Consider the following 24,517-nt stretch of genomic DNA (forward strand, 5'->3'; position numbering starts at 1 on the left):
ACTTCGAGCGGACGACGAGACTCGAACTCGCGACATCCACCTTGGCAAGGTGGTGCTCTACCAACTGAGCTACGTCCGCAGGTCACCGTGTTCACTCCGGGGTTCTCCCCCTTCGCTCCCTGGCGACGTGTTGAACTCTAGCGGATTCCCGGGCCAGCTCAAAAACGCGTTTCCGCAGCGTGCTGCCGCTCGATCACCGCCGGTCACCCGACGGTCACCTCACCGGCGCCGCCGCGTCACCGGTCATAGACTCGCAGCCGTGCACGACCTGCCTCCTCTGGCCCGCTTCGGCGGCCTGCTCGCGACCGACCTCCGAGATGTCACCAGTGATCCTGCCGCCCTCGACTCCACCGGGTTCTGGGCGGTGGCCGCGGACTTCGAAGGGCGGCTCGTCTGCGCGCGCTTCGGGGACATACGCCCCGACCCCGTCCCCGCGCCGGTCCCCGGGGCCTGGCGCGGACCGGACCCCGACGAGTGGACCTCCTCGCTCGACCGCGCCGCCTACACCGCCGGCGTACGCCGCATCCGCGAGCACATCGCCGCAGGTGAGGTGTACCAGGCCAATCTCTGCCGGGTGATGTCCGCGCCGCTGGCCGACCCGGCCGAAGCCGACGTGGACGCCCTCACCGCACTGCTCGCGCGCGGGAACCCGGCGCCCTATGCAGGAACGATTCGGCTCCCCGCTCACGGCGTCGAGATCGCCACCGCCTCGCCCGAGCTGTTCCTGCGCCGGGCCGGCCGCCACGTGGAGTCGGGCCCCATCAAGGGCACCGGCCGCACCGTCGCCGACCTGCTCCCCAAGGACCACGCAGAGAACGTGATGATCGTGGACCTCGTACGCAACGACCTCGGCCGGGTCTGCGCCATCGGATCCGTCGCCGTGCCCGAGCTGTGCGCCGTGGAGGAGCACCCGGGCCTGGTCCACCTCGTCTCCACCGTCAGCGGCGAACTCGCCGACGGCGCGGGCTGGCCCGAGCTGCTCGCCGCCACCTTCCCGCCCGGCTCCGTCACCGGCGCCCCCAAGTCCTCCGCCCTGCGGATCATCGAGGCGCTGGAGACCGCCCCCCGCGGCCCCTACTGCGGCGGCATCGGCTGGGTCGACGCCGACCAGGGCACGGCCGAGCTGGCCGTCGGCATCCGCACCTTCTGGATCGACCGGGAGGCCCCCGGCGGCCCCCGCCTGCTCTTCGGCACCGGGGCGGGCATCACCTGGGGCTCCGACCCCGACCGCGAATGGGCCGAGACCGAGCTGAAGGCGGCCCGCCTGCTGCGGGTAGCGTCAGGTCTCCACGAGGCGTCCGGCGCGCAGGGTGCGCCCGGGACACACGGGACGCACGGGACCCACGGGGCGCACGGAACTACGGGAAGGACAGCACGGTGAGGATCTGGCTCGACGGAGCGCTGCGGGACGCGGACGAGGCGAAGGTGTCCGTGTTCGACCACGGCCTGACCGTGGGCGACGGCGTCTTCGAGACGCTCAAGGCGGAGCGCGGCGAGGCCTTCGGGCTCACCCGCCACCTGGAGCGGCTGACCCGCTCCGCCCGCGGCCTCGGTCTCCCCGACCCCGACCTCGACGAGGTGCGCCGGGCCTGCGCGGCCGTCCTGGCCGTCAACCCGATGCCGCTCGGCCGGCTGCGGGTCACCTACACCGGCGGCGTCTCCCCGCTCGGCTCCGACCGCGGCGAGGCCGGCCCCACCCTGATCGCCGCCGTCGCCGAGACCACCCGCCGCCCGGACACCACGGCCGTCGTCACGGTGCCCTGGGTGCGCAACGAGCGCAGCGCGGTGACGGGCCTGAAGACCACCTCGTACGCCGAGAACGTCGTCGCGCTGGCCGCCGCCCACCGGGCCGGGGCCTCCGAGGCGCTCTTCGCCAACACCGTGGGCCGGCTCTGCGAGGGCACCGGCTCCAACGTGTTCATCGTGCTCGACGGGGAACTGCACACCCCGCCCGTCGCCTCCGGCTGCCTGGCCGGCATCACCCGCGCACTCGTCGCCGAGTGGGCCGGGGCCAAGGAGACCGACCTGCCGTTCGAGGCGCTGGACGCGGCCGAGGAGATCTTCCTGACCTCCTCGCTGCGCGACGTCCAGGCGGTCGTCCGGATCGACGGCCGCGAGCTCGGCTCCGGCCCGGGTCCGGTCACGGCCGAGGCGATGCGGATCTTCGACGCCCGCTCCGCGGACGACCTCGATCCGTAACCCCGCGCCCAGGGGTGTCGCAACGGGGCCCCCGGGCGGGTAGAACTCGGACGATGACCACCACCCTGCGGCCGTCCGGGCCGCTTCAGCAGAGCGACGGCGGGGCGCGCACGCGCCCGTACGAGATCCGGGTCAACAGCAGGCGCGTCGGCGCCCTGCTGATCACCTCGGACACCCCCTTCGGGCCGACCGTCGGGGAGATCCGCGACCTTGCCGTCGAGGAACCCGACCGCGGGCGGGGCAGGGCCACCGTGGCCGCGCTGGCCGCCGAGGAGGTGCTGCGCGGCTGGGGCTGCCGCCGGGTCCGCGTCTCGGTCCCGGCGGACTCGGCCGCCGGCCTGCGCCTGGCCCGGTCCCTCGGCTACGCCGAGTACAGCCGCCACATGGCCAAGGAACTCCCCGAGGAGCCCCCCGAGCTGTCCGAGGGGATACTGGGCCGCCCGATGACGGAGGCCGAGTACGAGGCCTGGCACGCCGACGCGGTCCGGGGCTACGCCGACGACTGGATCGGCCGCGGCATGCCGGCGGAGGCCGCCCGGGCCAAGTCGGTGGCCGACCACGAGGCCCAGCTGCCCCGGGGCCTGGCCACGCCAGGTGTCACCTTCGTCGTCCTGGAGGCGGCCGGTGTGCCCGTCGGCCACCTGTGGGTCGCGCCGTCCGGGCAGGGCTCGTACGTCTTCGACGTCGGGGTCGACCCCGCGCACCGCGGACGCGGGTACGGCCGCGACCTGATGCTCCTCGCGGAGCAAACGGCCCTCGCGGCAGGCCACCGCGTCCTCGCCCTGCACGTCTTCGCGGGCAACACCCCCGCCCTGCGCCTGTACGAGTCCCTCGGCTACCTGCCCACGAACTTCAACTACGCCAAGGACCTGATCTAGCCCCGGCTCAGGGAGCGGTGTCCGCGAGCAGGCGGTCGGCGATCTCCTCGACGCGGGCGCGCAGGCCGTCCTGGCTCTTGCCACCGTCGAGGCGTTCGCCGCCGATCACGTACGTCGGGGTGCCGGTCACGCCGATCGCCTTGCCCTCGGCCTGGTCGGCGTCGACGATCAGGATGTGCCGTCCGTCGATCAGGGCGGTGTCGAACTCCTCGACGTCGAGGCCGAGTTCGCGCGCCACGTCCAGCAGGACCGGCTCGCCGCGTTCACCGAGCTCGGCGGTACGGGCCAGCACCGCCTCCGTGTACGGCCAGCCCTGTCCCTGCTCCACGGCCTCTTCGGCGGCCTGCGCCGCGGCGAAGGCGTGCTTGTGCTTCTCCAGGGGGAAGTGGCGCAGCCGGATGTCCAGCCGGTCGCCGTAGCGGGCCCGCAGGGCGCGCACGTCGTCCAGGGCGCTGTGGCAGTCCGGGCACTGGAGTTCGCACCAGACGTCGAGGATCACGGAATCGGTCATACGGACAGTCTCCCAGTCCCGCGCCCGACGGCCGACCCGGACCGGGCCGGACCTGACCCGCACCCGGACGGGACCGGGGCCGGGGCCGGGGCCGGGGCTGAGACCTGGGGAGGAGGCGCGACCCGGAGATCTCCCGGAGATCCGCGCGGGCGCCTCCGTGGGCCTGGCCCGTACCGCGGGGCCGGTGCAGGATGGATAGGGACAGATCGCCCAGCCCTGGAGGACCGCATGCTCGCCGAGACCATATGTTCCGCGGTGTCCGCGGCGGGCCTGGGCATCGCCGCGCTGACCGCGTACCGCAAGCGCTTCCTGGCCGCCACGCGGATCGCCGCCTATGCGCTGGTGCCGGTGGGCCTGGTGATGACGGGCGTCGTGGAGTGGGTGTCCGGGATGGTCTTCAATCCGACCGTCTGGGCGGGCTTCGGCCTGCTGGCGCTGGCCTGGCTGCTCCTCCTGACCACCCGCGCCGTCGAACGCCGCAGCCTCGCCAAGCAGGTCAAGGGGGGTCCGGCCCAGGAGGCCGTCGCCCCGGCCGCCTCCGCACCGTCGCTCGACGCGGGCTCCCGCTCCCGTCCGGCCGCCCGGCCGAACAACGCCCCGGCCGCGGGCGGGGAGGACTTCTCCGACATCGAGGCCATCCTCAAGAAGCACGGGATCTGACCTGCGGGCCCACAAGATCGGGCGAACTCCCGCCCGGATGTTGGCGTGTTGAGGGCCGGATGGTGGCGCGCTGCGTCATCATCGGCCCGACATGCTCGAGACATCGCAGGGTGATCCGTCGGTTCCCGCGCCGGTCCCCGCCCCCGTCGCCGAGGAGCCGCGAGGCTGCCTCTTCGCGCTCTCCCAGCCGCCGTTGATGATCTTCCTAGGAGTGATCGGCACCCTGCTGCTGTTCGCCGCCGTGCACGATCTCTACCTGCTCTGACGCCCCCGCGTCGGCTTCCTTGCGCCGGGCCCGGTACGCCGCCACGTGCAGCCGGTTCCCGCAGGTCCGGCTGTCGCAGTAGCGCCGGGAGCGGTTCCGGGACAGGTCCACGAAGGCGCGCCGGCAGTCCGGGGCCTCGCAGCGGCGCAGCCGCTCCTGTTCGCCGGAGACCACGATGAAGGCCAGCGCCATGCCGCCGTCGGCCGCGAGGTGGTCGCCCACCGAGGCGCCCGGCGCGAAGTAGTGCACGTGCCAGTCGTAGCCGTCGTGGTCGGTCAGCTGCGGAGTGGTCCCGGCCGTCGCCACCAGCTCGTTGATCAGTACGGCCGCCGCACGGGAGTTCGGTGCCGCGAAGACCTGGGCGAACTTGCCGCGCACCGTCCGGACCCCGGACAGGTCGCGGGCGCCGAGCTCGCCGACGTCACTGATCGAGTACTCCCTGACGAACGCGCGCAGCGCGCCGATGTCCGCCAGCCCGTCGGGGTGGTCCACCTCGGCCGCGGTGTTCACCAGCGCGACGACGACCTCGAGCGCGCGACGGGTGTCGTGGGGGATCTGCACGGGGTCTCCCTCAGGGGCCGGGCCTGCGGCGACGGGCCAGTGCCGCCGCTGGGGGAGGACTCTAGCCGGTCCCTCTCAGCGGGGGTGCCCCCACGCACACCGGCGCCGTCCCCGCGGACGGCTTCCGCGGGAACAGCGCCGGCAATGCCGTATGTGGTTGTCCGGCTCACACCGTCGCCCCGAGTCGGACGGTGTCGAGCGGGGGCTGTTGGCCTGGCTCAGCTTTCGGCCAGGATGTGGGAGAGCTCCTTGTCGAGGTCGAAGTGCCGGTGCTCGGTTCCTGGTGGAACCGCGGCGTCCGTCCGCTTGAGGAACGACTCGAGTGCTCGGGCGGGTGCTTCGAGCAGTGCTTCTCCCTCCGGTGAGCTCAGGGCGATGCAGACGACGCCCTGACCGTGGCTGCGGGACGGCCAGACGCGGACGTCGCCGGTACCGGTGGGCCGGTGGAGGCCCTCAGCGAGGAGGTCGCGGGCGAATACCCATTCGACCGTCTCCTCGGCGCCGGTGTGGAAGGTGGCGTGCACGGCGTAGGGGTCGGCCGTGTCATACCGCAGGCCCGCGGGAACAGGCAGTGAGGACTCGCTCGACACAACGAGGCGCAGGTGCAGCTCGCAGCTGACCGTGGTGTTCATAAGCGCCAGGGCCTTTCGCTCAGTGTGCGCTCGGGGATTCGCACGTCGGCGAAATCGACATGCCACCTACGGTGCCGTTGTAAACCCCTCTGACCGTTTTGCGGACCTCTGGGTCCCTCGTACGGCGGATCCAAACCACCGTTCGCGTGTGTATCCGGCTCGGGTAGATTCGACCCCATGAATACGGGGAGTGACCGCGAGACCAATGAGTCCGCCACCGGCGAGCCGGCCGCCGCAGAGACGCCGCACGTATCGAAGGCGCCCGCCTTCATCAAGGCCCGCCGGAGCCTGCACCTGAGCTGGCAGGTCGGCGTCTTCGTCGTCGGCCTCGCGGTGATCGCCGCGGGTGTCGCCATGCTCGTCCTGCCCGGCCCCGGCTGGGTCGCGATCTTCGCGGGCCTGGCGATCTGGGCCACCGAGTTCGCCTGGGCCCACCTCGTCCTGCGCTGGACGAAGCGCAAGGTCACCGAGGCCGCGCAGAAGGCGCTCGACCCCAAGGTGCGCCGCCGCAACATCATCCTGACCACCGTCGGGCTCGTCATCGCGGGCGCGCTGATCGGTTTCTACCTGTGGAAGTACGGGCTCGTCCTGCCCTGGGACATCAAGGACCAGTGACCGGCCGGTGCTGGTCATGGAGCACCGCTGACATGCGGTAATGTTTGCGGTGCGTCCGGGCGATTAGCTCAGTGGGAGAGCACTTCGTTCACACCGAAGGGGTCACTGGTTCGAACCCAGTATCGCCCACCCGGACCAGAGGCCCGGAGACTTTCACAGTCTCCGGGCCTCTGGCGTTCACCCGAGCCGGCCCAGCGCGTCCCGCAGCCGCCGGGCCTCGCGCAGCCGCTTCTCGTACGTCGCGCCCACGGCCAGCAGCAGCAGGCCCGCCAGGGCCGGCGGCAGCCAGCGCGGGAGCACCCCCACGACCTGGACGACGTACGGCGCGAGCTCGTGCAGGGCCACCGACGCCAGCACGGCGCCGCCCAGCAGCAGCGGGGCCTGCAGCCGCCGGTGCGCGCCCGCCAGGGTCACCGCCAGCGCGGCCAGGCCCAGCAGCAGCGGACGCAGCCAGTACGGGTCCCCCCAGGCCGCCAGCAGGCTCGGCAGCAGCGTCGCCGCCAGCCCGGGGCCGTACGCCGTCCAGGACGAGCACTGCGGGTCCTTCCGGCGCCGCAGCAGGCCCACCGCGAGGGCGGGCACCGTCACCGGCAGCGTGTACGCCTCCGGGGCCGTGACCCCGGCCTCCGCCAGGCGCACCCAGGTCGCCAGGGCGAACAGCGCCCCCGCGGCCCAGCCCAGCCGCCGCCGGTCCGCCCGCACCGCCGCACCCGCGCAGATCACCCCGGCCAGCGCCAGCACCAGCGCCAGGATCCCGGCCTGCCGGCCCGCCACGGCCAGGGCCACCGCCGGCACACCCGCAGCGGCCGCCGACACCTCGGCCGGCACCCGTACGGCGCCCAGCCGGGGCCCGAGGGCGGCGACCGCCGCCGGGACCGCGAGCACCGGCAGCGACCACCAGGACAGCGCCGCCTCCACCGCCGCGCACACCGCCACCAGCACCCCCGTCGCGTACCCGACGGCGCACACCGCCGCCCAGGACCGGGCCCAGCGCGGTGCGGGCCCGTACGCCGCCCCTACGGCGCAGCCCGCACCGAGCAGCCCCCACACCGCGAAGGTGGCCACGCGCCCGTCCAGCGCGCCCAGGGACACGTTCGCGGCGCCGGCCAGGGCGCAGATGCCCGCCGCGACCGCCACCCCCCGGGCCCGCGACCGCAGGACGAGCACCCCCGCGCCCATCGTCACCGCCAGCTGGACGGCGAAGACCGCCGCCACCGGGACTCCGAGCAGCATCGGCGCCGTGAACAGGCCGGACCAGCCGAGGACCGCCGCCACGACCAGCGGCTCGGGCCGCGCCAGCGCCCGGGACAGCCACCAGGCCGCCCCCGCCGTGACCAGCAGCACCACCGGAACCGCCGCCCCCGGCCAGAACGGATCCGCAGCCGGGGTCGTCACCGCCCACACCTCGTCCAGCACCCCGAACCGGGCCAGCAGCGCCGGAGCCACCGCCGACCAGCCCGCCAGCGCCGCCAGGGCCGCCACCAGCGCCCCGGCCCAGGACAGCCCCCGCCGGACCGGCCCCGGCAGCCAGGGCGCCCGTACGGCCGCCAGCAGCGGCAGCGCCACCAGCAGGTGGGCCACCACCGCCCAGCCCGGATCCAGCCCGGGTCGCGCCGCACCGCCGAAGGCCACCACCGCCGCGAGGCCGCCCGCGAACGCGGCGAACCAGGCGCGCGGAGCGCGCCAGGCCACCGTCACCCCGAGCGCCGCCACCGCCAGCAGCAGCGCCCCCGGGGCCGGCGTCCCGCCCGCCGAGTCGGCCGACCACGACCGGACCGCCCCGATCAGCAGCGCACCCGCCCCCAGCACGCCCGCCGGGACCCATACCGCCGGGGACCACGCCGCCGTGGCCGGCAGCGCCCGGGCCCGCAGTGCGAACGCCGCGTCCAGCCCCGCCGTCGCCAGCAGTGCCCAGCCCAGCCCCAGCGGCCCGGCCTGCGCGGCCAGCGCCGCCAGCGGCAGCGACCACTGCGCCGCCAGCACCGCCGCGGGCACCGGGATCCGCAACGGGGGCAGCCGCCGGGCCAGTACCAGCCCGTACCCCGCCCACGCCGCCGCCCCCACCGCGGTCGCCGCCGCCGCGTAGCCGAGGGGGTCGGTGTCCGGGAGGGCGACCGCGTACAGCGCGTACGCGTCCAAGGCCGTCAGCAGCAGACCCACCGCGGCCACCGACTCGGCCGTCGACCTCAGCCCGCGCCGCAGCAGCGGCACGGGCGCGCCCAGCGCGGCCGCGGTCACCGCCGCCAGCACCGCGGAGCGCCCCGCGATCCCGAGCGAGCCCCAGCTCACCAGCGTGAAGGCCAGCGCCGCCACGGCCAGCAGCACCGCGCCCAGCGCGAGCAGCACGTTCTGCGCGCTCGGGGCCGAGGACTCCTTCGCGGGCGTCCCCGGGGCCACCCACCCGGCGGGAGGCCCCCACACCCCGGCGGGAGCCGGGCCGGTGGAGCGCAGCAGACGCAGCAGCCAGTCGCGGCGCGTCAGCAGGTACAGCCGCCGGGAGTCGAGTTGAGCCAGTTCGCGGTCGATGAGCGCCAGCTCCTCGGCCGGCGGCAGGGGCTTGTTCATGATGCGGAGTGTGGTGCCCGTCACGCCGTCAGGACATGGGCGTGCGTACTCAGATCCGCACTGAGTACGCACAGGGGTCACCGAACCGCGTCACCGAACCGCGTCACCGAACCGGGAGTGCGCGGCCCGGCCGGCGGACAGACTGGACCCATGCACCACAGCCGCCCCGACCGCTGGAGCCACTACCGCTTCCGCAGCGTGTGGGACCTCGACGCCCCGCCCGCACACGTCTACGCCGTACTGGAACGGATGGGGGAGTACCCGCACTGGTGGCCCCAGTTCCGCCGGGTGGAACGCCTGGACGACCGCACCGGCACCGCGCAGATCCGCTCCGCACTGCCCTACGCCCTGCACGTCACCACCGCCGAACTGCTCCGCGACCCCCGCCGCGGCCTCCTGGAGGTGGCGCTCCACGGCGACCTGGAGGGCTGGGCACGGTGGACCGTACGCCCCCGCGGCGGACCCGGCGCCGGGCGCGCACGCGCCCTGTACGAGCAGGAGGTCGAGGTGCGCACGCCCCTGATCCGGCAGCTCTCGCTGCCCGGGCGGCCGGTGTTCCGGCTCAACCACGCCCTGATGATGCGGGCCGGGCGGCGCGCCCTCGCGGCCCGGCTGGCCGCTTCCCCGGAAGCGGTTTGAACCAGCCCCGAGGCTTCTGTATTGTTCAGTGCGTTCCCGGGCGATTAGCTCAGCGGGAGAGCACTTCGTTCACACCGAAGGGGTCACTGGTTCGATCCCAGTATCGCCCACCGGGACAGGCCGGTCCGTCTGATGACGGACCGGCCTTCCGCATCTCCGGGACCAGACCGCGCGACACTCAAGCCGCCGTCGACAGGTCCGGCCGCAACGGCCAGTGCGGATCCACCGACTCCGGTGTGCCCTGACGCGCGAACCACGCCTGGAGCCCCCGCGCCTGCGCCGCGTGCCACACCTGCTGGAGCGTGTGCAGTTCCGCCGGGGTCAGCCGCTCCAGCCGCCCGGCGAACCGCCGCCCCACCGCCCGTACGAGCTCCAGCGAGGCCAGCGCGTCCGCCGCCGCGTCGTGCGCTCCCTCCAGCTCGATCCCGTAGTGCGCGCACAGGTCCGTCAGCGTCCGCCGGCCCTTGCGGTAGCGGTCCAGGTGCTTGTCCAGCACCCGCGGATCCAGCACCGTCAGCGGCCGGTTGTCCAGGTACCGCGACAGCGAGGACGCCCGGTGCCTGCGCAACTCCCGGTCCAGCAGCGTCAGATCGAACGGCGCGTTCATCACCACCACCGGCCGGCCCGCCACCTGCTGCTCCCCGAGCGCGCGGGCTATCTCCTCCACCACCGGCGCCGGCCAGCGCCCGTGCCGCTGGAGGTGCTCGTCGGTGAGACCGTGCACTTCCGTTGCCCCCGGCGGAACCGGGATGCCGGGATTGACCAGCCAGCGCGTCGAGCGGACCCGGCCGCCCGCGCACTCCTGCACGATGAGCGCGGCGGACACGATCCGGTCCGACTCCACGTCCACCCCGGTCGTCTCCGTGTCGAATGCGGCCAGCGGGCCCTCGTACCAGCGTGTCATGGCGAACTCCTCGTCCCCGGTCGGCAGATGGGGGCACCCGGGCGCCGCCGCCTCGGAACGTGCCACCCTTGCCCGCTTCGGTGATACCCGGGCTGTTTGCCCCGTACGCCGTTTGCGGGTGCCCGGGTGCGGAGACAACTTCCTTGGGGGACCGCACAGGTGAACGGTCGTCACCCCACACACCACCCACGGCAGAGCCCGGAAGGCATGGGGAGCCGGCCATGGCGCTCGCGCAGCCCGAACAGGGCGGGGTGCTGCAGGGGCAGATCGATCCGCGAAGCGGACCGCTGCGCGGCACACTCGCCACCACCGCCTGCATGGAGACCCTTCAGGTGGGATACCTGCACGCCGTCGCCGCCGCGGCCGGCTGCTCGCTCTCCCAGCCCTTTCCCGACAACGGCATCGACTGGCACGTCAGCCACGGTGCGCCCGAACACGTCGTCGACGACGAAGTCACCATCAAGGTGCAGCTGAAGGCCACCTACCAGATACCGCCCCGGCCGGCCGGCCCCACCTTCGGCTTCACCCTCGACAACGAGCACCTCGTGAAGCTGGCGCGCACCCCCGTCGCCGTCCACAAGATCCTCGTCGTGATGCTCGTCCCGCGTGAGCGCGACCAGTGGCTGTCCGCCGGCCACGACCGGCTCGACCTGCGGCACTGCTGCTACTGGACCAACCTCGCCGGACAGCCCGTGACCGGCCGGCGCCGGACCACCGTACGGATACCGACCACACGGATCTTCGACGACCGGGCGCTGTGCGAGATCATGACCCGGGTCGGGTCGGGAGGGACACCCTGATGCACTGGCACTCACCGAACCTCGAACCGCTGCCGTCCCGGGAACCCCTGGGGTACGCGGACCTCACGCGCCCCGGGACGCCCGATCCCGCACAGGTCGACCCGGCCGTGCTCGGTGCGCTGCTGCACCGGCACGGCTGGCTGCGCCGGGGCGGCGCCGCCGGCCGGTACGGGCGCTGGACACCGCCCGCCGCACGGCCGGGCGGCGCCTCCCCGACCAGCCTGCTCGTCCCGGAGAGCCGTACCTTCCCCGACTGCGCCGACCTGCTGGAGGAGGCGCTGACCGCCCTCTCGCGCAGCGCCCTGCCCTCCGCACGCGAGGTGCTGTACGGGCTGAGCGTGCCGAGCGACGAGATCCGCTGGGAGCGGGAGATCCCGGAAGGGCCGTACGGGCTCCGGGGCGAGGCCGCGTGGACGGTGCAGGAGCAACTGCGCTCGGCGGCCCGGCAGCTGCTGCTCGCCGGAGCCCTGGCGGACCGGGCGAGGGCCGGCTACTACGGCGCCCGCCACCGGGCGCAGGCCGAACGGTCCCTGGACGGCGTCCTGGTGGGGCCTTCGCCGGGCGGGCGTCGGCTGACCGCGTTCGTCCCGGTCGACGGGGGCCGGGGGACCATGACGCGGCTGCACCACGCGCTGCACGCGGCCCGCGAGGCCGTGGACTACCAGCGGGCCACCGGCGGCATGGAGGCCTTCGACGCCGCCGTGGCGGCCGGGGTCAGCAGGGAACTCGCCGACGCGCTGATCGCGTTGGTCGGAGGCTCGGAAGGGGCCCGGGTCGCCCTGGCCTGGGCGCCGGCGGCCGGGGTCCCGGCGGGGTGCGCGGCCCGGCCGGAGCCGGTGGAGTTCTCGCCGGGGGACCTGCCGGTGCTCCGCGAGGCGGCGGCCCGCTACACCCGCGACGAACCCGCCGTTCCGGTCCGGATCGCGGGCGCGGTGGTACGGATGCGGCGCTCGGCCCCGGGCGGCGGGGGCACGGTCCGGCTACGGGTCCTCGCCGGGGCGGAGATCCCGTACGTCCGTGCCGCCCTCGACGAGGAGGCGTACCGGGTGGCGGGCCACGCGCACCTGGTCGGCCTGCCGATCCGGGTCAGCGGACGGCTCCAGCGCCGGGGCGGCTTCCGGCGGCTGGCGGACGCCACGGACGTGACGCCGGTGCCGCTGGACGAGGTGGAGCGGGACCGGCTGATGAAGTCGCTGGACGACGCCTTCGACCCGGCGGACGTCCTGCCGTCGGACGACTGAGCGGTGCCGCACGGCACTCCGGTGGCTGGGCACGCGGCGGGCCGTCAGCGCGGCGCGGGGGTGAGCTCCTCGGCCACCTGCCGCACCAGCGGGGTCCGGTAGGCCGCCGCCACCTGTTCCAGCCAGGCCACCTCGGCGTCCAGGTCGTCGTCGGCCGACCCCGCCCCGGGGGGACGGCCCGGCGACGCCGGACCGTCACCCGGCGCCGTCCGCTTCAGGGCGCACCGCAGTGACACCGCCTCCACGGCAGCCTCCAGCCGCGGCCCCGCCAGACCCTTGGCGGCCAGTGCGGCCCGGGCCGCTTCCCGTATATCCCCGCTGTCGAAGGCCCCCACCGCCAGGGCGCCGTCCCTGATCTCGATGACGTACCGGTAGAGCAGGACGTCCGGATCCCTTTCCAGTCCGGACGGCAGCGGGAGCATCACTTCGGGCGCCGCCTCGCGCAGCGCCGACCACAGCGGACGGATCCTGGCGAGGCGGCTGCGGACCCGCCCGAGCCGGACCCGTTCGGCCAGGCTCGGCCAGGCCACCCCGAGGATCAGCAGGAGCAGCGCGCAGGCCAGCAGCAGCTGGGTGGTGGCCACGACGGCCGAGCTGCGGAACCAGCCGGGTACGACCGACTGCACCAGCAGGTACGCCACGCGGTGGCACAGGTAGAGCAGCCCGGCGACGCTTCCCGCACCGATCAGCCGCAGCGAGGTGAGCAGTGAACCCGAGGCCGCCTGACCCCCGTAGCGCAGGCACATCGAGGCGCACAGCGTGAGACCCCATCCGAGATAGAGCGTCACGAGCCCCCAGTACGCCAGGGACCAGCCGGTCGTCGCCTGCGTCAGCAGGTCCTCGTCACCGTCCGGACGCGGCATCATGGCGAACGCGAGCACCAGCGCCGGCCCGGCCACCGTGAGCCCGCGCACCGGGGAGGACAGCCTCCGCCGGTCACCGGTGGCCTGGTGGACGAACTCGATCAGGCAGGCCGCGGCGGCCAGCGTGAGCAGATGGACGATCAGATTCGTGCCGCTGGCCACGCCCAGCAGACTGTCGATGCCCCGCCGGACACCGGGCACCCCGGCCACGGCCGCCGCCGTCACCAGGGACAGGGCGCCCCACAGCGACCGCTCCCGCCGCCCGCCGGCCAGCGCACCCCGCGCCATCCAGACCGTACCCAGCATCATCGGACCGACCAGTGCCACATCGAACGCACGCACCGCACTCATGCCCCACGCCCCAGGCCGAGCGCGTCACCCAGCCGGCCGAGAACCCCGGCGGCCCGTGACGAGGCGTCCCGGCCGGCCACCGGACGGCTCCGGCCGTGACTGCTCATCAGTGTCGCCAGCAGCTCTGCCTGTTGCTCCTCGACGGCCGAGTAGTCGGTGCGTCCCCTGGCGAGCATGCGGTTCACCATCACCGGGTCGAGATCGGGGAAGAGCCCGGCCGGAAGGGAACGGTCCATCTCCTGCTGCCCTCTGTGGTCGAGCAGCATGTGCGCCAGTTCGTGCAGGATGATGTGCGTCTGGTGCACGCGGCTGGTGGCGGCCTCGTAGAAGACGATGTCGGCATCACCCAGGCTCAGCCAGAGACCGCACACGCCCGCGACGGAACCGGCCGTCTCGGGCAGGGGGAGCAGGTGGAGGGGGCGTCCGCGCCGGTCGGAGACCGAACGGCAGAGCCGCTCGACGTCCAGCGGACGGGCCATGTCAAGCTCGTCGAGGATCTCCGTGAACCGGGCATCGACGGCCGTCCAGTTCTCGTGTTGCAAAGATCCCCCCGCCGCGCGGCACGCACCCTCCCGTGCGGACGGAGGCGTGACTTTTCGCGGGAAGTCTATGCATCGTCACCTGATTTCTCCCAGGAGGCCCTGGCCTTCAGGCCGGGGAGGAGTGGGGTCCTTGGGGCGGGGGTGCGGAGCGCCGGAGGTCGGTTCGCATCTGGTCTGGCCTGCTCTTTCGGTTGTTGTCAGTGGGCGGGGATAGGTTGTTGGGATGGCGGCGACAGCGATGGTGGGGGATGCCGGGCATGCCCGGTGGAGCTTCCGCGTCCGCGTGTCGTCTTCCGCGCTCGCCGCTCTGATGGCGGAGTGGGACCGGTGCCGGTGGATCTGGAACGAGTGCTGCGCGAAGTCGAAGCAGACGCACGTGTGGAACAAGGGCCGGCCCGAGGGGACGGACAAGCGGACCTGTGGCCCGGCGCAGCTCGACAAGATGTTGACCGAAGCCCGTACCAAGAACACCTGGCTTCGCGAAGGGTCCTCGGTTCCGCAGCAGCAGTCGATCCGGGATTTCGGGAAGTCCCGCGCCAAGGCGCAGAAGGACATCAAGGACCGGTTGCCGATGCGGCGACGGGCCGGGATGCCGAAGTGGAAGAGGAAGCGGGAAGCGCTGCCGTCTCTCAACTACACCAAGCGCGGCTTTCGGTTGAAGGACGGCCGCCTGTACCTGGCGGGCGGTATCGCCCTGACCGTGGTGTGGTCGCGGAACCTCCCGGCCGACCCGTCCAGCGTGCGTGTCTATCAGGACAGTGTCGGGCACTGGTACTGCTCGTTCGTCGTCCCCGCCGAGGTCGAGCAGCTTCCGGAGACCGGCGCGGTGATCGGCGTGGACTGGGGCGTGAAGGAGACCGCGACCACCACCAGCGATGCCCACGACCTCCCGCACGTCGAGCACGGCAAGAAGGCCGCCGCCGGCCTCGCGCGCCATCAGCGGATGATGGCCCGGCGCAAGCCACCGAAGGGCAAGGCAGGGTCGAAGGGCTACCGGCACGCGAAACGGCAGACCGCGAAGCTGCACAAGAAGGTCGCCCGGCAGCGCCAGGACACTGGCCGCCCATGGACTGTGCGCAGTGCGGAGCGAGAACCAAGCACGCACTACCTCTCTCAGAACGAACCTACGCCTGCACCGCGTGCGGAGCCGTATCCCCCAGGGATAAGAACTCCGCCCGCGTGATGCTGGTCCGGGCTGGTCTCAACCCGGCTAGTGCTGATCGCGTAAGACCAATCGGGGCGCTGCCCCACCTGGCAGCGTGAGCTAGAAATCCCCGATCAGCCCTGGAGGGTGAGGAATCCCCTCCCTTCAGGGAGGGGAGGATTCAATGACAGGGGCTCAGCCGGACGCCTCGGGTGGCCGCCGGGCGCCGCCGTCCGTGCCGTCGGCCACCCGGGCGGCCCGTTCCACGAGGGTGCGCACCAGGTCGAGTCCGTGCGCCGAGGACGTCGCCACCGTGGCGGCACGCAGCGCCACGGACCGTACGTCGTTGGCCCTGATGGCGTTGAGCAGACCCAGCTGAGCCATGGTCTGGGTGGCCACGTCGTCGTCGACGAAGTAGGCGGTCGGCACCCCGAAGAAGCGGGCGAGGGCGCGGAGCGTACCGATGGTCGGGTTGGGGACCTTGCCGTTCGCGAGCATGGACAGCCGGCCGACCGAGAGCGTGGTGTCCCCGGCGCCCCCGTCTTCCCGGATGCCGTCCACGACTTCCTGCAGTGTGAAGCGGCGCCCGAGCGGCTGCACATGGGCGAAGAGGTATTCGAGACGGACAGCGAGACGCTGCGCCTCGGCCGGTTGCCCGTCCGGGGAAGCGCTCGTGTCCGCCGTGCCGTCGCTGTGCTCCACCGCGCCCTTGCCTCTCGCCGTCACCTGTACTCGGAAGTATTCCGCAAGGACGGCACCCGCGGACCGGCCGGGTGGAACGAGAACCGCAGAACGCGGAACGGGCGGCAGGCCGGTCTACCCGGCCTGCCGCCCGCCATTCCCCCGTTGTCCCCCGTGATCAAGCTCCGGTTCAGAGAACCGCGAGCTTGACGGCCTCGATCGCGCGGTTCTGGCCCACCGTGCCCACACCGACGCCGCTGTGGTAGCCCGACCAGCCCGTCCAGCCGTGGTTCTCGATGTGGCCGTCGATGGCGACGCCGGTGCTGATCTGGATTTCGATGGCCTCGATCTGCAGGCCCAGGCCCTCGGTGCCGAGGGCGATGGTCTGGTTGTCGTCAGCGCATTCCCACTTGTCCGGCCAGCCCAGGTTCTGGACGTGGGCACGCGCGCAGAGACGGCCGGTGCCGACCTTGGCGATGAGCAGCTTCTCCAGGTGCTGGTTCTTGCCTTCGGTGCCGGCGATCTGGCCGTTGCACTTGGGATCCTGCCAGCCCTCGTTCTGGACGTGGGCCTGGTAGCAGATCCCGGCGCCCGAGGTGGCCGCCAGAGCGCTGGTGATGCTCGTCGTCGCGGCGCTCGCCGGCGAGGCGACGGCCACGGAGGCGACGGTGAGTGCGACGGTGGCGAAGACGGCGGAAAGCGGCTTGAGCATGGGACCCCCCAGGTCGGCTGCCGGGCGGCGGCTGCTGCCCGGGTGATCCCCATATTCGTCAGGTACGGACGCGCTGGTCAACGTTTAATGAACCATCTCGCTGCGTTGCTTTGAGTCAGATGCCCTGGTATCGCCGGGAAAGTGGGGCGGTTTTCAGCAGCTCTGGTGCGCATCTAGGCTTGATCCCGCCGGAGGGATTTCATTAAAAGGCGGCAGTGGTGGTGAGGGTGAAGGACGCCATCCGTAGGCCGGGAGCCGGGGAGAAGTCCGCGCCGCGGACGAAGCCCAGCCGGGTGTACAGGGCCACGGCTGGTGCGTTCGCCGCTCCCGTCGTCACGGTGACGGCGCGCCCCGGCCGCAGGTCGGCCAGTACGTGGCCCAGCAGCAGCGAGGCGATGCCCCGTCGGAACCAGGCCGGGGCCACGCAGAGGCGGTCGACGCAGACGCCGCCGTCCTCGGCGTCCTCCCAGGCGAGGAATCCGGCGAGCTCCCCGGTCGCGGAGACGGCCCCGACCCAGTTCAGGTCCTGCGCCCGCATCTCGGCGAGGCTCTCGCTCAGCGCGGGGATGCCGTCGAAGCCGATCAGCTCCGCCTCCACCGCGTACGCGGCCAGCCCGATCCGGTGCACGACGACCGCCGTGGCGTCGTCGCTCAGGTCCAGCGGGCGTATCTGCGGGCTCGGCACAGGCATATACGGGTCCCTCCGGGGAGTCGGGCGGCCGGGACCACGCTAGCGAATTCCAGCCCCGCCGGCGTTTGAGGCGCGGGGCCCGGGGCGGAGCCCCGGCAGCGGCGCCGCGCCTTCGGCCCGGGGGCGAGGCTTCGGGTGGGGCGGCCCCACCTGGTAACCGTTTAGCGGCGCGGCCACTCCGCTCGGTACGATTCAGGCGCGCAGTGTTCGCTCGCGCACCCCCTGAGTCAGGAGAGACCGGTGTCAGACGTCCGTGTGATCATCCAACGCGATTCCGAGCGGGACGAGCGCGTGGTGGCCACGGGCACTACGGCGGCCGAGCTCTTCGCCGGCGAGCGCACCATCGTGGCCGCGCGCGTCGCAGGTGAGCTGAAGGACCTCAGCTACGAGGTGAAGGACGGCGAGACCGTCGAGCCGGTGGAGATCTCCTCCGAGGACGGCCTCAACATCCTGCGGCACTCGACCGCGCACGTCATGGCGCAGGCCGTGCAGGAGCTCTTCCCCGAGGCCAAGCTGGGCATCGGCCCGCCGGTCCAGAACGGCTTCTACTACGACTTCGACGTGGCGAAGCCCTTCACTCCCGAGGACCTCAAGGTCATCGAGAAGAAGATGCAGGAGATCCAGAAGCGCGGGCAGAAGTTCGCCCGCCGCGTGGTCTCCGACGAGGCGGCCCGCGAGGAGCTCGCCGACGAGCCGTACAAGCTGGAGCTCATCGGCATCAAGGGTTCGGCCTCGACCGACGACGGCGCGAACGTCGAGGTGGGCGGCGGCGAGCTGACCATCTACGACAACCTCGACGCGAAGACCGGCGAGCTGTGCTGGAAGGACCTCTGCCGCGGCCCCCACCTGCCCACCACCCGCAACATCCCGGCCTTCAAGCTGATGCGCAACGCGGCCGCCTACTGGCGCGGCAGCGAGAAGAACCCGATGCTCCAGCGCATCTACGGCACCGCGTGGCCCTCGAAGGAGGAGCTGAAGGCGCACCTCGACTTCCTCGCCGAGGCCGAGAAGCGCGATCACCGCAAGCTCGGCAACGAGCTGGACCTCTTCTCCATCCCGGACGAGATCGGCTCCGGCCTCGCCGTCTTCCACCCCCGCGGCGGCATCATCCGCCGGGTCATGGAGGACTACTCGCGCCGCCGGCACGAGGAGGAGGGCTACGAGTTCGTCTACTCCCCGCACGCCACCAAGGGCGCCCTCTTCGAGAAGAGCGGGCACCTGGACTGGTACGCGGAGGGCATGTACCCCCCCATGCAGCTCGACGGTGGTACCGACTACTACCTCAAGCCCATGAACTGCCCGATGCACAACCTGATCTTCGACGCGCGCGGCCGCTCCTACCGCGAGCTGCCGCTGCGCCTGTTCGAGTTCGGCACCGTGTACCGGTACGAGAAGTCGGGCGTCGTGCACGGCCTGACCCGCGCCCGGGGCTTCACCCAGGACGACGCGCACATCTACTGCACCCGTGAGCAGATGGCGGAGGAGCTCGACCGCACGCTCACCTTCGTGCTGAACCTGCTGCGCGACTACGGTCTGACCGACTTCTACCTCGAGCTGTCGACCAAGGACCCGGAGAAGTTCGTCGGCTCGGACGAGGTCTGGGAAGAGGCCACCGCCGTCCTCCAGCAGGTCGCCGAGAAGCAGGGCCTCCCGCTGACCCCCGACCCGGGCGGCGCGGCCTTCTACGGCCCGAAGATCTCCGTGCAGGCGCGGGACGCCATCGGCCGCACCTGGCAGATGTCGACCGTCCAGCTCGACTTCAACCTGCCGGAGCGCTTCGACCTGGAGTACACCGGCCCGGACGGCTCCCGCCAGCGCCCGGTCATGATCCACCGCGCGCTGTTCGGCTCCATCGAGCGGTTCTTCGCGGTGCTGCTGGAGCACTACGCGGGCGCCATGCCGCCGTGGCTCGCCCCGGTCCAGGCGGTCGGCATCCCGATCGGCGACGGGCACGTGGAGTACCTCCAGGAGTTCGCCGCCGAGGCGAAGAAGAAGGGTCTGCGGGTCGAGGTGGACGCCTCCTCCGACCGCATGCAGAAGAAGATCCGCAACCACCAGAAGCTCAAGGTCCCTTTCATGATCATCGTCGGCGACGAGGACATGGCCGCGGGCACGGTCTCCTTCCGCTACCGCGACGGTTCGCAGGAGAACGGCGTTCCGCGTGACCAGGCGCTGGCGAAGCTGGTCAAGGTCGTCGAGGACCGCGTCCAGGTCTGATCCCGGACGCGCGGCCTAGCCGTACCGAGCCGTACCGAGGGCCCCCGGAAAGTGATCGCTTTCCGGGGGCCTTCCTCGTACGCGCAGGCGAGGTCATATGCTGCATGCCATGACGATTCAGCCGGAGCAGCAGATCGGTGTGGGCACGCAGGACGCGTTCCAGCGGCTGTGGACGCCCCACCGGATGGCGTACATCCAGGGGGAGAACAAGCCGACCGGCCCGGAGGCCGGGGACGGCTGTCCCTTCTGCGGGATTCCGGAGATGACCGACCAGGACGGCCTGGTGGTGGCCCGGGGCAAGCACGTGTACGCCGTGCTGAACCTGTACCCGTACAACGGCGGGCATCTGATGGTCGTCCCGTACCGGCACGTCGCCGACTACACCGAGCTCGACGGCCCCGAGACGGCCGAGCTGGCGGACCTCACCAAGCGGGCCATGGTCGCGCTGCGCAAGGCGTCCGGGGCGCACGGTTTCAACATCGGCATGAACCAGGGCGCGGCCGCCGGCGCGGGCATCGCCGCGCACCTGCACCAGCACATCGTGCCCCGCTGGGGCGGGGACACGAACTTCATGCCGGTGGTCGGCCACACCAAGGTGCTGCCCCAACTGCTCGCGGACACGCGGCAGATGCTCGCGGACTCCTGGCCCACGGACTGACGGACGCCCGGCCCGCGCACTGCCCCGGGCCGGGCCGGGCCGCCCGGCCTGACCGGCCGGGCGGGTCCTGCTAAGCGTCGTACACGTCCGCCTTGCGCGGTGAGGGCTCCTGGATGAGGCCGCTCATGATCGAGGACCGGTTGGTGAAGCGGTCGGTGTCGACGCCGTTCTCCTCCAGGACCTTGAAGGTGGCGGCGTGCACCGACCTCAGGACCGGGGCCACGGTGCGCAGCGCGTCGTCCGCCATGAAGCGGTGGCGCCACATCGAGCCGGCCCACACGTGGCGCAGGCCGAACGGCTCGGGCAGGACCAGCTTGCCGCCGAAGAAGTCGAGGATCGGCGGGAACCAGCTCAGCGGGGCCCGTACGGCGAGGCGTACGACCTCCTGCGCGTCCACCAGCGGCAGCCGGCGCTCCACGGTCTCCCAGAAGCGGATGCTCTTGGGCACCTCCACCACCGGGGCCGCGGACTTCGTGGTGAACAGGCCGTGTACGGGGCCCAGGGCGTGCGCGGTGACGTCCACCCGCAGCGTCTTGTAGAGCACGGTGACGGTGACCAGCATGTTGATGACGAGCTGGCCGTCCCAGAGCGGGTACTGGATGCCCAGGTAGTGCCGGTTGCCGGCGCTGAACTGCTGCTCGTTGCAGATCCGGGTGATCTCGTGCGGCTTGATCAGGAAGTTGTCGGTGTTCTCGCCGGTGGGGCGGGCCACCTCGCCGGCGCCCTCGCCGATCGGGGTGACGATCCAGTGCTGGAGGGCGGCCGCCGGGAAGCCGCCGGTGTGCAGGGGGCCGCGTTCCAGCTTGCGCAGCTGGGTGTCGATCGCGCGTATGACGTCCCAGCTGCGGAAGGGGTGGATCTCGGCGCCCTCGGTCTTGGGGACGAGCTCTTCGGCCATCTGCCAGCTGCCCCAGCGGGTGCCCATGCCGAGTATGCCCTTGGGGCCCGCGTAGAAGACGTGGTTGCTGCGGTCCTCGGCGGTCAGCTTGGCGAGCTGGTGGCGCAGGTCCTCGCGGGCCTTCTCGTCCGGGTTGCCGGGTACCGCCTCCGGGATCTTGGCGCCGATCCCGTCACCGGCCAGCAGCCCGTCCCAGCGGGCGCGCAGGTCGGCGGCGGTGGACTCGCAGATCCGGCGGGCGAGCAGCCAGCCCAGGGCCGGGGCGATGATCATGCCGCGCAGGTAGAGGCCGAGGAAGCCGGTGAACGGCAGCCTGAACATCAGAACGGCCGCCACGACGCCCACGCCGACCAGGACCGCGGTGCCGAGCCAGGACGCGTTCTTCTTCTCGGAGGAGGCCAGGCTCTTGCGGAGCTGGAACAGGCCCAGCCACAGCAGCAGGCCGGGGAGGAAGACCACACCGCAGACGAGCACGATCAGGCGGAGCTTGCCGTCGCGCTCCTTGCGGATGCGGGAGGCGGCCAGGCAGTGCTCCACGACGGTCTGCGGGTCGGAGCCGAAGGACTGGATGAGCGGCTTGCGGCCGGAGCCGAGGGTGCGGGCCTCGACGGCGCGGCAGAAGGCCTCGCCGAGGTTGGGCTCGAAGAGGGAGATCTTCGGGGGCTTGACCGTGGCGGGGTGGTTCGCGCTGTTGGCATCGAGGATCTTCGCCAGTTTGGTGTCCTTCCCGCCGTCGCGGTACGCAGCCGAGGCCAATGCGTTGGTCGCCGCAGTCTGGCCGCCGCCCCCCTGGAGCGGAATCTGCGCCCCGGGCCTGAAGTCGAATCCGTCGTCCGCCACCGCTGCCCCCATCGCTGTGCGTTCGTGCTCTTTTGGTGCGCCGATGAGCCTATCGGCGGATCCCGCCCCATGGTCATGGGACAGGGAAATGCCGCCCACCGCAAGCTGGTTGGGTGGGCGGCGGCCGCCGCCCCCTCGGCGGCCTCCGTACGGCTATGCCAACTAGCTTCCTTTCTCCGCCTGTTCGCGCACCTTCTCCGCGACCTGAGGGGGCATCGGCTCGTGGCGGGCGTAGGACCGGGCGAAGCGGCCGGTGCCGTGCGAGACGGAGCGCAGCTCGATGGCGTAGCGGCCGATCTCGATCTCGGGGATCTCGGCCCGGACCCGGGTCCGCCCGGATCCGGCCTGCTCGGTGCCCACGACGCGGCCGCGGCGGCCGGCGAGGTCGCTCATGACGGGGCCGACGTACTCGTCGGGCACCAGGACGGAGAGCTCGGCGACGGGTTCGAGGAGGTGGATGGCGGCCTCGGCGGCGGCCTCGCGCAGGGCGAGGGCGCCTGCGGTCTGGAAGGCGGCGTCGGAGGAGTCCACCGAGTGGGCCTTGCCGTCGAGGAGGGTGATGCGCACGTCGACCAGCGGGTAGCCGGCCGAGACCCCGCGGGCGGCCTGGGCGCGTACGCCCTTCTCCACGGACGGGATGAACTGCCGGGGCACGGAGCCGCCGACGACCTTGTCGACGAACTCGACTCCGCTGCCGGGCGGGAGCGGCTCGACCTCGATCTCGCAGATCGCGAACTGGCCGTGGCCGCCGGACTGTTTGACGTGGCGGCCGCGTCCGGCGGCCTTGGCGCCGAAGGTCTCGCGCAGGCTCACCTTGTGCGGTACGGGGTCCACCTGGACCCCGTAGCGGGTGCGCAGCCGCTCCAGGGCGACGTCCTGGTGGGCCTCGCCGAGGCACCACAGGACGACCTGGTGGGTGTGCGGGTTCTGCTCCAGCCGCATGGTGGGGTCCTCGGCGACCAGCCGGGCCAGGCCCTGGGAGAGCTTGTCCTCGTCGGCCTTGCTGTGGGCCTCGATGGCGAGGGGGAGCAGCGGGTCGGGCATGGTCCAGGGCTCCATCAGGAGCGGGTCGTCCTTGGCGGAGAGGGTGTCGCCCGTCTCGGCGCGGGTGAGTTTGGCCACGCAGGCGAGGTCGCCGGCGATGCACCGGGTGAGGGTGCGCTGCTGTTTGCCGAAGGGAGAGCTGAGGGCGCCGATCCGCTCGTCGACATCGTGGTCCTCGTGCCCGCGGTCGGCGAGCCCGTGCCCGGAGACGTGGACGGTCTCCTCGGGGCGCAGGGTGCCGGAGAAGACGCGGACGAGGGAGACGCGGCCGACGTAGGGGTCGGAGGAGGTCTTGACGACCTCGGCGAGCAGGGGGCCGTCGGGGTCGCAGGTGACTTCGGGGCGGGCGGCGCCGTCGGGGGCGGTGACGGTGACGGGGGCGCGTTCCAGCGGGGTGGGGAAGCCGCCGGTGACCAGTTCGAGGAGTTCCACGGTGCCGAGGCCCTGACGGGCCCCGTCGGTGGCGGGTGCGGCCATCAGGACGGGGTGGAAGGTGCCGCGGGCGACGGCGCGCTCCAGGTCGTCGACGAGGGTCTTGAGGTCGATGTCCTCGCCGCCGAGGTAGCGGTCCATGAGGCCCTCGTCCTCGCTCTCGGCGATGATCCCCTCGATGAGGCGGGACCGGGCGGCGGTGATGAGGTCGAGCTCCGCGGGGTCCGGTTCGCGTTCGGTGCGTTCCCCGGAGGCGTACTCGTAGACCCGCTGGGAGAGCAGGCCGAGCAGGCCGGTGACGGGGGAGTGGCCGTCGGCGGCGGCCGGTCCGTGCAGGGGGAGGTACAGCGGGACGACGGCGTCGGGGTCCTCCGCGCCGAAGATCTCGCCGCAGACGGTGGCCATCTGGGTGTAGTCGGCGCGGGCCGCCTCCAGGTGGGTGACGACGATGGCACGGGGCATGCCGACGGCCTCGCACTCGTCCCAGACCATGCGGGTGGCCCCGGAGAGGCCTTCGGCGCCGTCCGCGGCCGAGACGACGAAAAGGGCCGCGTCCGCTGCGCGCAGACCGGCCCTGAGTTCCCCGACGAAGTCGGCGTATCCGGGGGTGTCCAGAATGTTGATCTTGATTCCGCCCCATTCGACGGGGACGAGGGAGAGCTGGACGGAGCGCTGTCGCCGGTGCTCGATCTCGTCGTAGTCCGAGACGGTGGCGCCGTCCTCGACCCGGCCCGCCCGGTTGACCGCGCCCGCGGTCAGGGCGAGGGCCTCGACCAGCGTGGTCTTGCCGGATCCGCTGTGGCCGACCAGCACGACGTTCCGTACGGAGGACGGTCGGTCGGCCGTCAGTGCCCTGCCGGCGGCTCCGGCTTGGTGAGATGTGGCTCCCATGGTTCTCGTGCCTCCCGGTGGTGACGGTGAGGAGGGTTCCGTCGAAGAGGAATACGCGGTTCTTTGAGCTTTGCACTGGTGTC

At 72.4% G+C, this 24,517-nt stretch carries 23 protein-coding genes, 3 tRNA genes and 1 pseudogene; 14 read left to right on the forward strand and 13 right to left on the reverse strand.

Going from position 1 to position 24,517, the window contains the following annotated elements; all coding sequences use genetic code 11:
• Positions 1–6: 6 nt before the first annotated feature.
• Positions 7–79: transfer RNA gene (locus tag OG447_RS18335), tRNA-Gly, on the reverse strand.
• A 180-nt stretch (positions 80–259) separates the two neighbouring features.
• Here OG447_RS18335 and OG447_RS18340 point away from each other — a divergent pair.
• The 3 genes from OG447_RS18340 to OG447_RS18350 are packed head-to-tail and all read left to right on the forward strand — an operon-like array spanning position 260 to position 3,077.
• Complete coding sequence (locus OG447_RS18340; RefSeq protein WP_266937843.1) at positions 260–1,381, forward strand: chorismate-binding protein; 1,122 nt, start codon at positions 260–262, stop codon at positions 1,379–1,381.
• A complete protein-coding gene (locus tag OG447_RS18345) occupies positions 1,378–2,199 on the forward strand; it encodes an aminotransferase class IV (RefSeq protein WP_266937844.1) in 822 nt (273 codons plus the stop codon). The genes OG447_RS18340 and OG447_RS18345 overlap by 4 nt, the downstream gene beginning before the upstream one ends.
• A 53-nt stretch (positions 2,200–2,252) precedes the next feature.
• Positions 2,253–3,077 (forward strand): GNAT family N-acetyltransferase, encoded by an 825-nt coding sequence (locus OG447_RS18350; RefSeq protein WP_266937845.1) that lies wholly within the window; start codon positions 2,253–2,255, stop codon positions 3,075–3,077.
• 7 nt (positions 3,078–3,084) lie between these two features.
• Here the strand turns inward: OG447_RS18350 and OG447_RS18355 are convergent, their stop codons facing one another.
• On the reverse strand, positions 3,085–3,588 hold the full coding sequence (locus OG447_RS18355; protein WP_266937846.1) for a DsbA family protein: 504 nt from the start codon (positions 3,586–3,588) through the stop codon (positions 3,085–3,087).
• Between the two features lie 228 nt (positions 3,589–3,816).
• Here OG447_RS18355 and OG447_RS18360 point away from each other — a divergent pair, with 228 nt between their 5' ends.
• Both OG447_RS18360 and OG447_RS18365 read left to right on the forward strand, forming a co-directional pair.
• Positions 3,817–4,248, forward strand: a complete 432-nt coding sequence (locus OG447_RS18360) for a hypothetical protein (protein ID WP_266937847.1) — start codon at positions 3,817–3,819, stop codon at positions 4,246–4,248.
• Between the two features lie 91 nt (positions 4,249–4,339).
• A complete protein-coding gene (locus OG447_RS18365; RefSeq protein WP_266937848.1) occupies positions 4,340–4,513 on the forward strand; it encodes a hypothetical protein in 174 nt (57 codons plus the stop codon).
• Here the strand turns inward: OG447_RS18365 and OG447_RS18370 are convergent.
• Entirely contained in the window at positions 4,454–5,074 is a 621-nt protein-coding gene (locus OG447_RS18370) for a CGNR zinc finger domain-containing protein (protein ID WP_266937849.1), read from the reverse strand. The two genes, OG447_RS18365 and OG447_RS18370, sit on opposite strands and share 60 nt — an antisense overlap.
• A gap of 218 nt (positions 5,075–5,292) precedes the next feature.
• The gene (locus OG447_RS18375) at positions 5,293–5,706 is read right to left on the reverse strand and encodes an SsgA family sporulation/cell division regulator (protein WP_030011909.1); all 414 of its coding nucleotides are present in this window, start codon (positions 5,704–5,706) and stop codon (positions 5,293–5,295) included.
• Between the two features lie 177 nt (positions 5,707–5,883).
• On the opposite strand from OG447_RS18375, the gene OG447_RS18380 reads away from it, so the two are divergent.
• Entirely contained in the window at positions 5,884–6,321 is a 438-nt protein-coding gene (locus OG447_RS18380) for a TIGR02611 family protein (RefSeq protein ID WP_266937850.1), read from the forward strand.
• A gap of 57 nt (positions 6,322–6,378) precedes the next feature.
• Positions 6,379–6,450, forward strand: a tRNA-Val gene (locus tag OG447_RS18385).
• A gap of 48 nt (positions 6,451–6,498) precedes the next feature.
• On the opposite strand, the gene OG447_RS18390 is transcribed toward OG447_RS18385, so the two are convergent.
• Entirely contained in the window at positions 6,499–8,886 is a 2,388-nt protein-coding gene (locus tag OG447_RS18390; RefSeq protein WP_266937851.1) for an SCO7613 C-terminal domain-containing membrane protein, read from the reverse strand.
• Positions 8,887–9,036: 150 nt separating this feature from the next.
• Here OG447_RS18390 and OG447_RS18395 point away from each other — a divergent pair, with 150 nt between their 5' ends.
• Both OG447_RS18395 and OG447_RS18400 read left to right on the forward strand, forming a co-directional pair.
• Positions 9,037–9,525, forward strand: coding sequence for an SRPBCC family protein (locus tag OG447_RS18395; RefSeq protein WP_266937852.1), 489 nt, complete (start codon positions 9,037–9,039; stop codon positions 9,523–9,525).
• Between the two features lie 38 nt (positions 9,526–9,563).
• Positions 9,564–9,635, forward strand: a tRNA-Val gene (locus OG447_RS18400).
• A gap of 68 nt (positions 9,636–9,703) precedes the next feature.
• Here the strand turns inward: OG447_RS18400 and OG447_RS18405 are convergent.
• Positions 9,704–10,429 (reverse strand): 3'-5' exonuclease, encoded by a 726-nt coding sequence (locus OG447_RS18405; RefSeq protein ID WP_266937853.1) that lies wholly within the window; start codon positions 10,427–10,429, stop codon positions 9,704–9,706.
• Positions 10,430–10,650: 221 nt separating this feature from the next.
• Here OG447_RS18405 and OG447_RS18410 point away from each other — a divergent pair, with 221 nt between their 5' ends.
• Entirely contained in the window at positions 10,651–11,229 is a 579-nt protein-coding gene (locus OG447_RS18410; RefSeq protein WP_266937854.1) for a DUF4365 domain-containing protein, read from the forward strand.
• Positions 11,229–12,470 (forward strand): hypothetical protein, encoded by a 1,242-nt coding sequence (locus tag OG447_RS18415; RefSeq protein WP_266937855.1) that lies wholly within the window; start codon positions 11,229–11,231, stop codon positions 12,468–12,470. The genes OG447_RS18410 and OG447_RS18415 overlap by 1 nt, the downstream gene beginning before the upstream one ends.
• 44 nt (positions 12,471–12,514) lie before the next feature.
• Here the strand turns inward: OG447_RS18415 and OG447_RS18420 are convergent, their stop codons facing one another.
• Entirely contained in the window at positions 12,515–13,684 is a 1,170-nt protein-coding gene (locus OG447_RS18420; RefSeq protein ID WP_266937856.1) for an MAB_1171c family putative transporter, read from the reverse strand.
• Complete coding sequence (locus OG447_RS18425) at positions 13,681–14,226, reverse strand: hypothetical protein (protein WP_266937858.1); 546 nt, start codon at positions 14,224–14,226, stop codon at positions 13,681–13,683. The genes OG447_RS18420 and OG447_RS18425 overlap by 4 nt, the downstream gene beginning before the upstream one ends.
• A gap of 223 nt (positions 14,227–14,449) precedes the next feature.
• Between OG447_RS18425 and OG447_RS18430 the strand changes: the two are divergent.
• Positions 14,450–15,489 (forward strand): annotated as a pseudogene (locus tag OG447_RS18430) (RNA-guided endonuclease InsQ/TnpB family protein).
• 76 nt (positions 15,490–15,565) lie between these two features.
• On the opposite strand, the gene OG447_RS18435 reads toward OG447_RS18430, so the two are convergent.
• The 3 genes from OG447_RS18435 to OG447_RS18445 form a co-directional block, all read right to left on the reverse strand.
• The gene (locus OG447_RS18435; protein ID WP_266937860.1) at positions 15,566–16,096 is read right to left on the reverse strand and encodes a helix-turn-helix domain-containing protein; all 531 of its coding nucleotides are present in this window, start codon (positions 16,094–16,096) and stop codon (positions 15,566–15,568) included.
• Positions 16,097–16,241: 145 nt separating this feature from the next.
• On the reverse strand, positions 16,242–16,763 hold the full coding sequence (locus tag OG447_RS18440; protein WP_266937861.1) for a hypothetical protein: 522 nt from the start codon (positions 16,761–16,763) through the stop codon (positions 16,242–16,244).
• A gap of 202 nt (positions 16,764–16,965) precedes the next feature.
• Positions 16,966–17,454 carry an N-acetyltransferase gene (locus OG447_RS18445; RefSeq protein ID WP_266937862.1) on the reverse strand — a complete coding sequence of 163 codons (489 nt, stop codon included), beginning with the start codon at positions 17,452–17,454 and terminating at the stop codon, positions 16,966–16,968.
• A gap of 240 nt (positions 17,455–17,694) precedes the next feature.
• Between OG447_RS18445 and thrS the strand changes: the two genes are divergently transcribed.
• Both thrS and OG447_RS18455 read left to right on the forward strand, forming a co-directional pair.
• Positions 17,695–19,671 carry a threonine--tRNA ligase gene (thrS, locus tag OG447_RS18450; protein ID WP_266937863.1) on the forward strand — a complete coding sequence of 659 codons (1,977 nt, stop codon included), beginning with the start codon at positions 17,695–17,697 and terminating at the stop codon, positions 19,669–19,671.
• Between the two features lie 97 nt (positions 19,672–19,768).
• Positions 19,769–20,329, forward strand: a complete 561-nt coding sequence (locus tag OG447_RS18455; protein WP_266937864.1) for an HIT domain-containing protein — start codon at positions 19,769–19,771, stop codon at positions 20,327–20,329.
• Between the two features lie 70 nt (positions 20,330–20,399).
• On the opposite strand, the gene OG447_RS18460 is transcribed toward OG447_RS18455, so the two are convergent.
• Positions 20,400–22,067: a hypothetical protein gene (locus OG447_RS18460; protein ID WP_266937866.1), complete on the reverse strand. Its 1,668-nt coding sequence runs from the start codon at positions 22,065–22,067 to the stop codon at positions 20,400–20,402.
• Between the two features lie 162 nt (positions 22,068–22,229).
• Positions 22,230–24,434: an elongation factor G-like protein EF-G2 gene (locus OG447_RS18465; protein WP_266937867.1), complete on the reverse strand. Its 2,205-nt coding sequence runs from the start codon at positions 24,432–24,434 to the stop codon at positions 22,230–22,232.
• Positions 24,435–24,517 lie beyond the last annotated feature (83 nt).

Origin of the sequence: Streptomyces sp. NBC_01408, from assembly GCF_026340255.1 — a bacterium.
GTDB lineage: Bacteria > Actinomycetota > Actinomycetes > Streptomycetales > Streptomycetaceae > Streptomyces.

Coding starts and splice junctions, on each gene's coding strand:
- OG447_RS18350 (WP_266937845.1), top strand. CDS start 2,253: ATGACCACCACCCTGCGGCCGTCCGGGCCGCTTCAGCAGAGCGACGGC.
- OG447_RS18355 (WP_266937846.1), bottom strand. CDS start 3,588: ATGACCGATTCCGTGATCCTCGACGTCTGGTGCGAACTCCAGTGCCCG.
- OG447_RS18360 (WP_266937847.1), top strand. CDS start 3,817: ATGCTCGCCGAGACCATATGTTCCGCGGTGTCCGCGGCGGGCCTGGGC.
- OG447_RS18365 (WP_266937848.1), top strand. CDS start 4,340: ATGCTCGAGACATCGCAGGGTGATCCGTCGGTTCCCGCGCCGGTCCCC.
- OG447_RS18375 (WP_030011909.1), bottom strand. CDS start 5,706: ATGAACACCACGGTCAGCTGCGAGCTGCACCTGCGCCTCGTTGTGTCG.
- OG447_RS18380 (WP_266937850.1), top strand. CDS start 5,884: ATGAATACGGGGAGTGACCGCGAGACCAATGAGTCCGCCACCGGCGAG.
- OG447_RS18390 (WP_266937851.1), bottom strand. CDS start 8,886: ATGAACAAGCCCCTGCCGCCGGCCGAGGAGCTGGCGCTCATCGACCGC.
- OG447_RS18395 (WP_266937852.1), top strand. CDS start 9,037: ATGCACCACAGCCGCCCCGACCGCTGGAGCCACTACCGCTTCCGCAGC.
- OG447_RS18405 (WP_266937853.1), bottom strand. CDS start 10,429: ATGACACGCTGGTACGAGGGCCCGCTGGCCGCATTCGACACGGAGACG.
- OG447_RS18410 (WP_266937854.1), top strand. CDS start 10,651: ATGGCGCTCGCGCAGCCCGAACAGGGCGGGGTGCTGCAGGGGCAGATC.
- OG447_RS18415 (WP_266937855.1), top strand. CDS start 11,229: ATGCACTGGCACTCACCGAACCTCGAACCGCTGCCGTCCCGGGAACCC.
- OG447_RS18420 (WP_266937856.1), bottom strand. CDS start 13,684: ATGAGTGCGGTGCGTGCGTTCGATGTGGCACTGGTCGGTCCGATGATG.
- OG447_RS18440 (WP_266937861.1), bottom strand. CDS start 16,763: ATGCTCAAGCCGCTTTCCGCCGTCTTCGCCACCGTCGCACTCACCGTC.
- OG447_RS18445 (WP_266937862.1), bottom strand. CDS start 17,454: ATGCCTGTGCCGAGCCCGCAGATACGCCCGCTGGACCTGAGCGACGAC.
- OG447_RS18455 (WP_266937864.1), top strand. CDS start 19,769: ATGCTGCATGCCATGACGATTCAGCCGGAGCAGCAGATCGGTGTGGGC.
- OG447_RS18465 (WP_266937867.1), bottom strand. CDS start 24,434: ATGGGAGCCACATCTCACCAAGCCGGAGCCGCCGGCAGGGCACTGACG.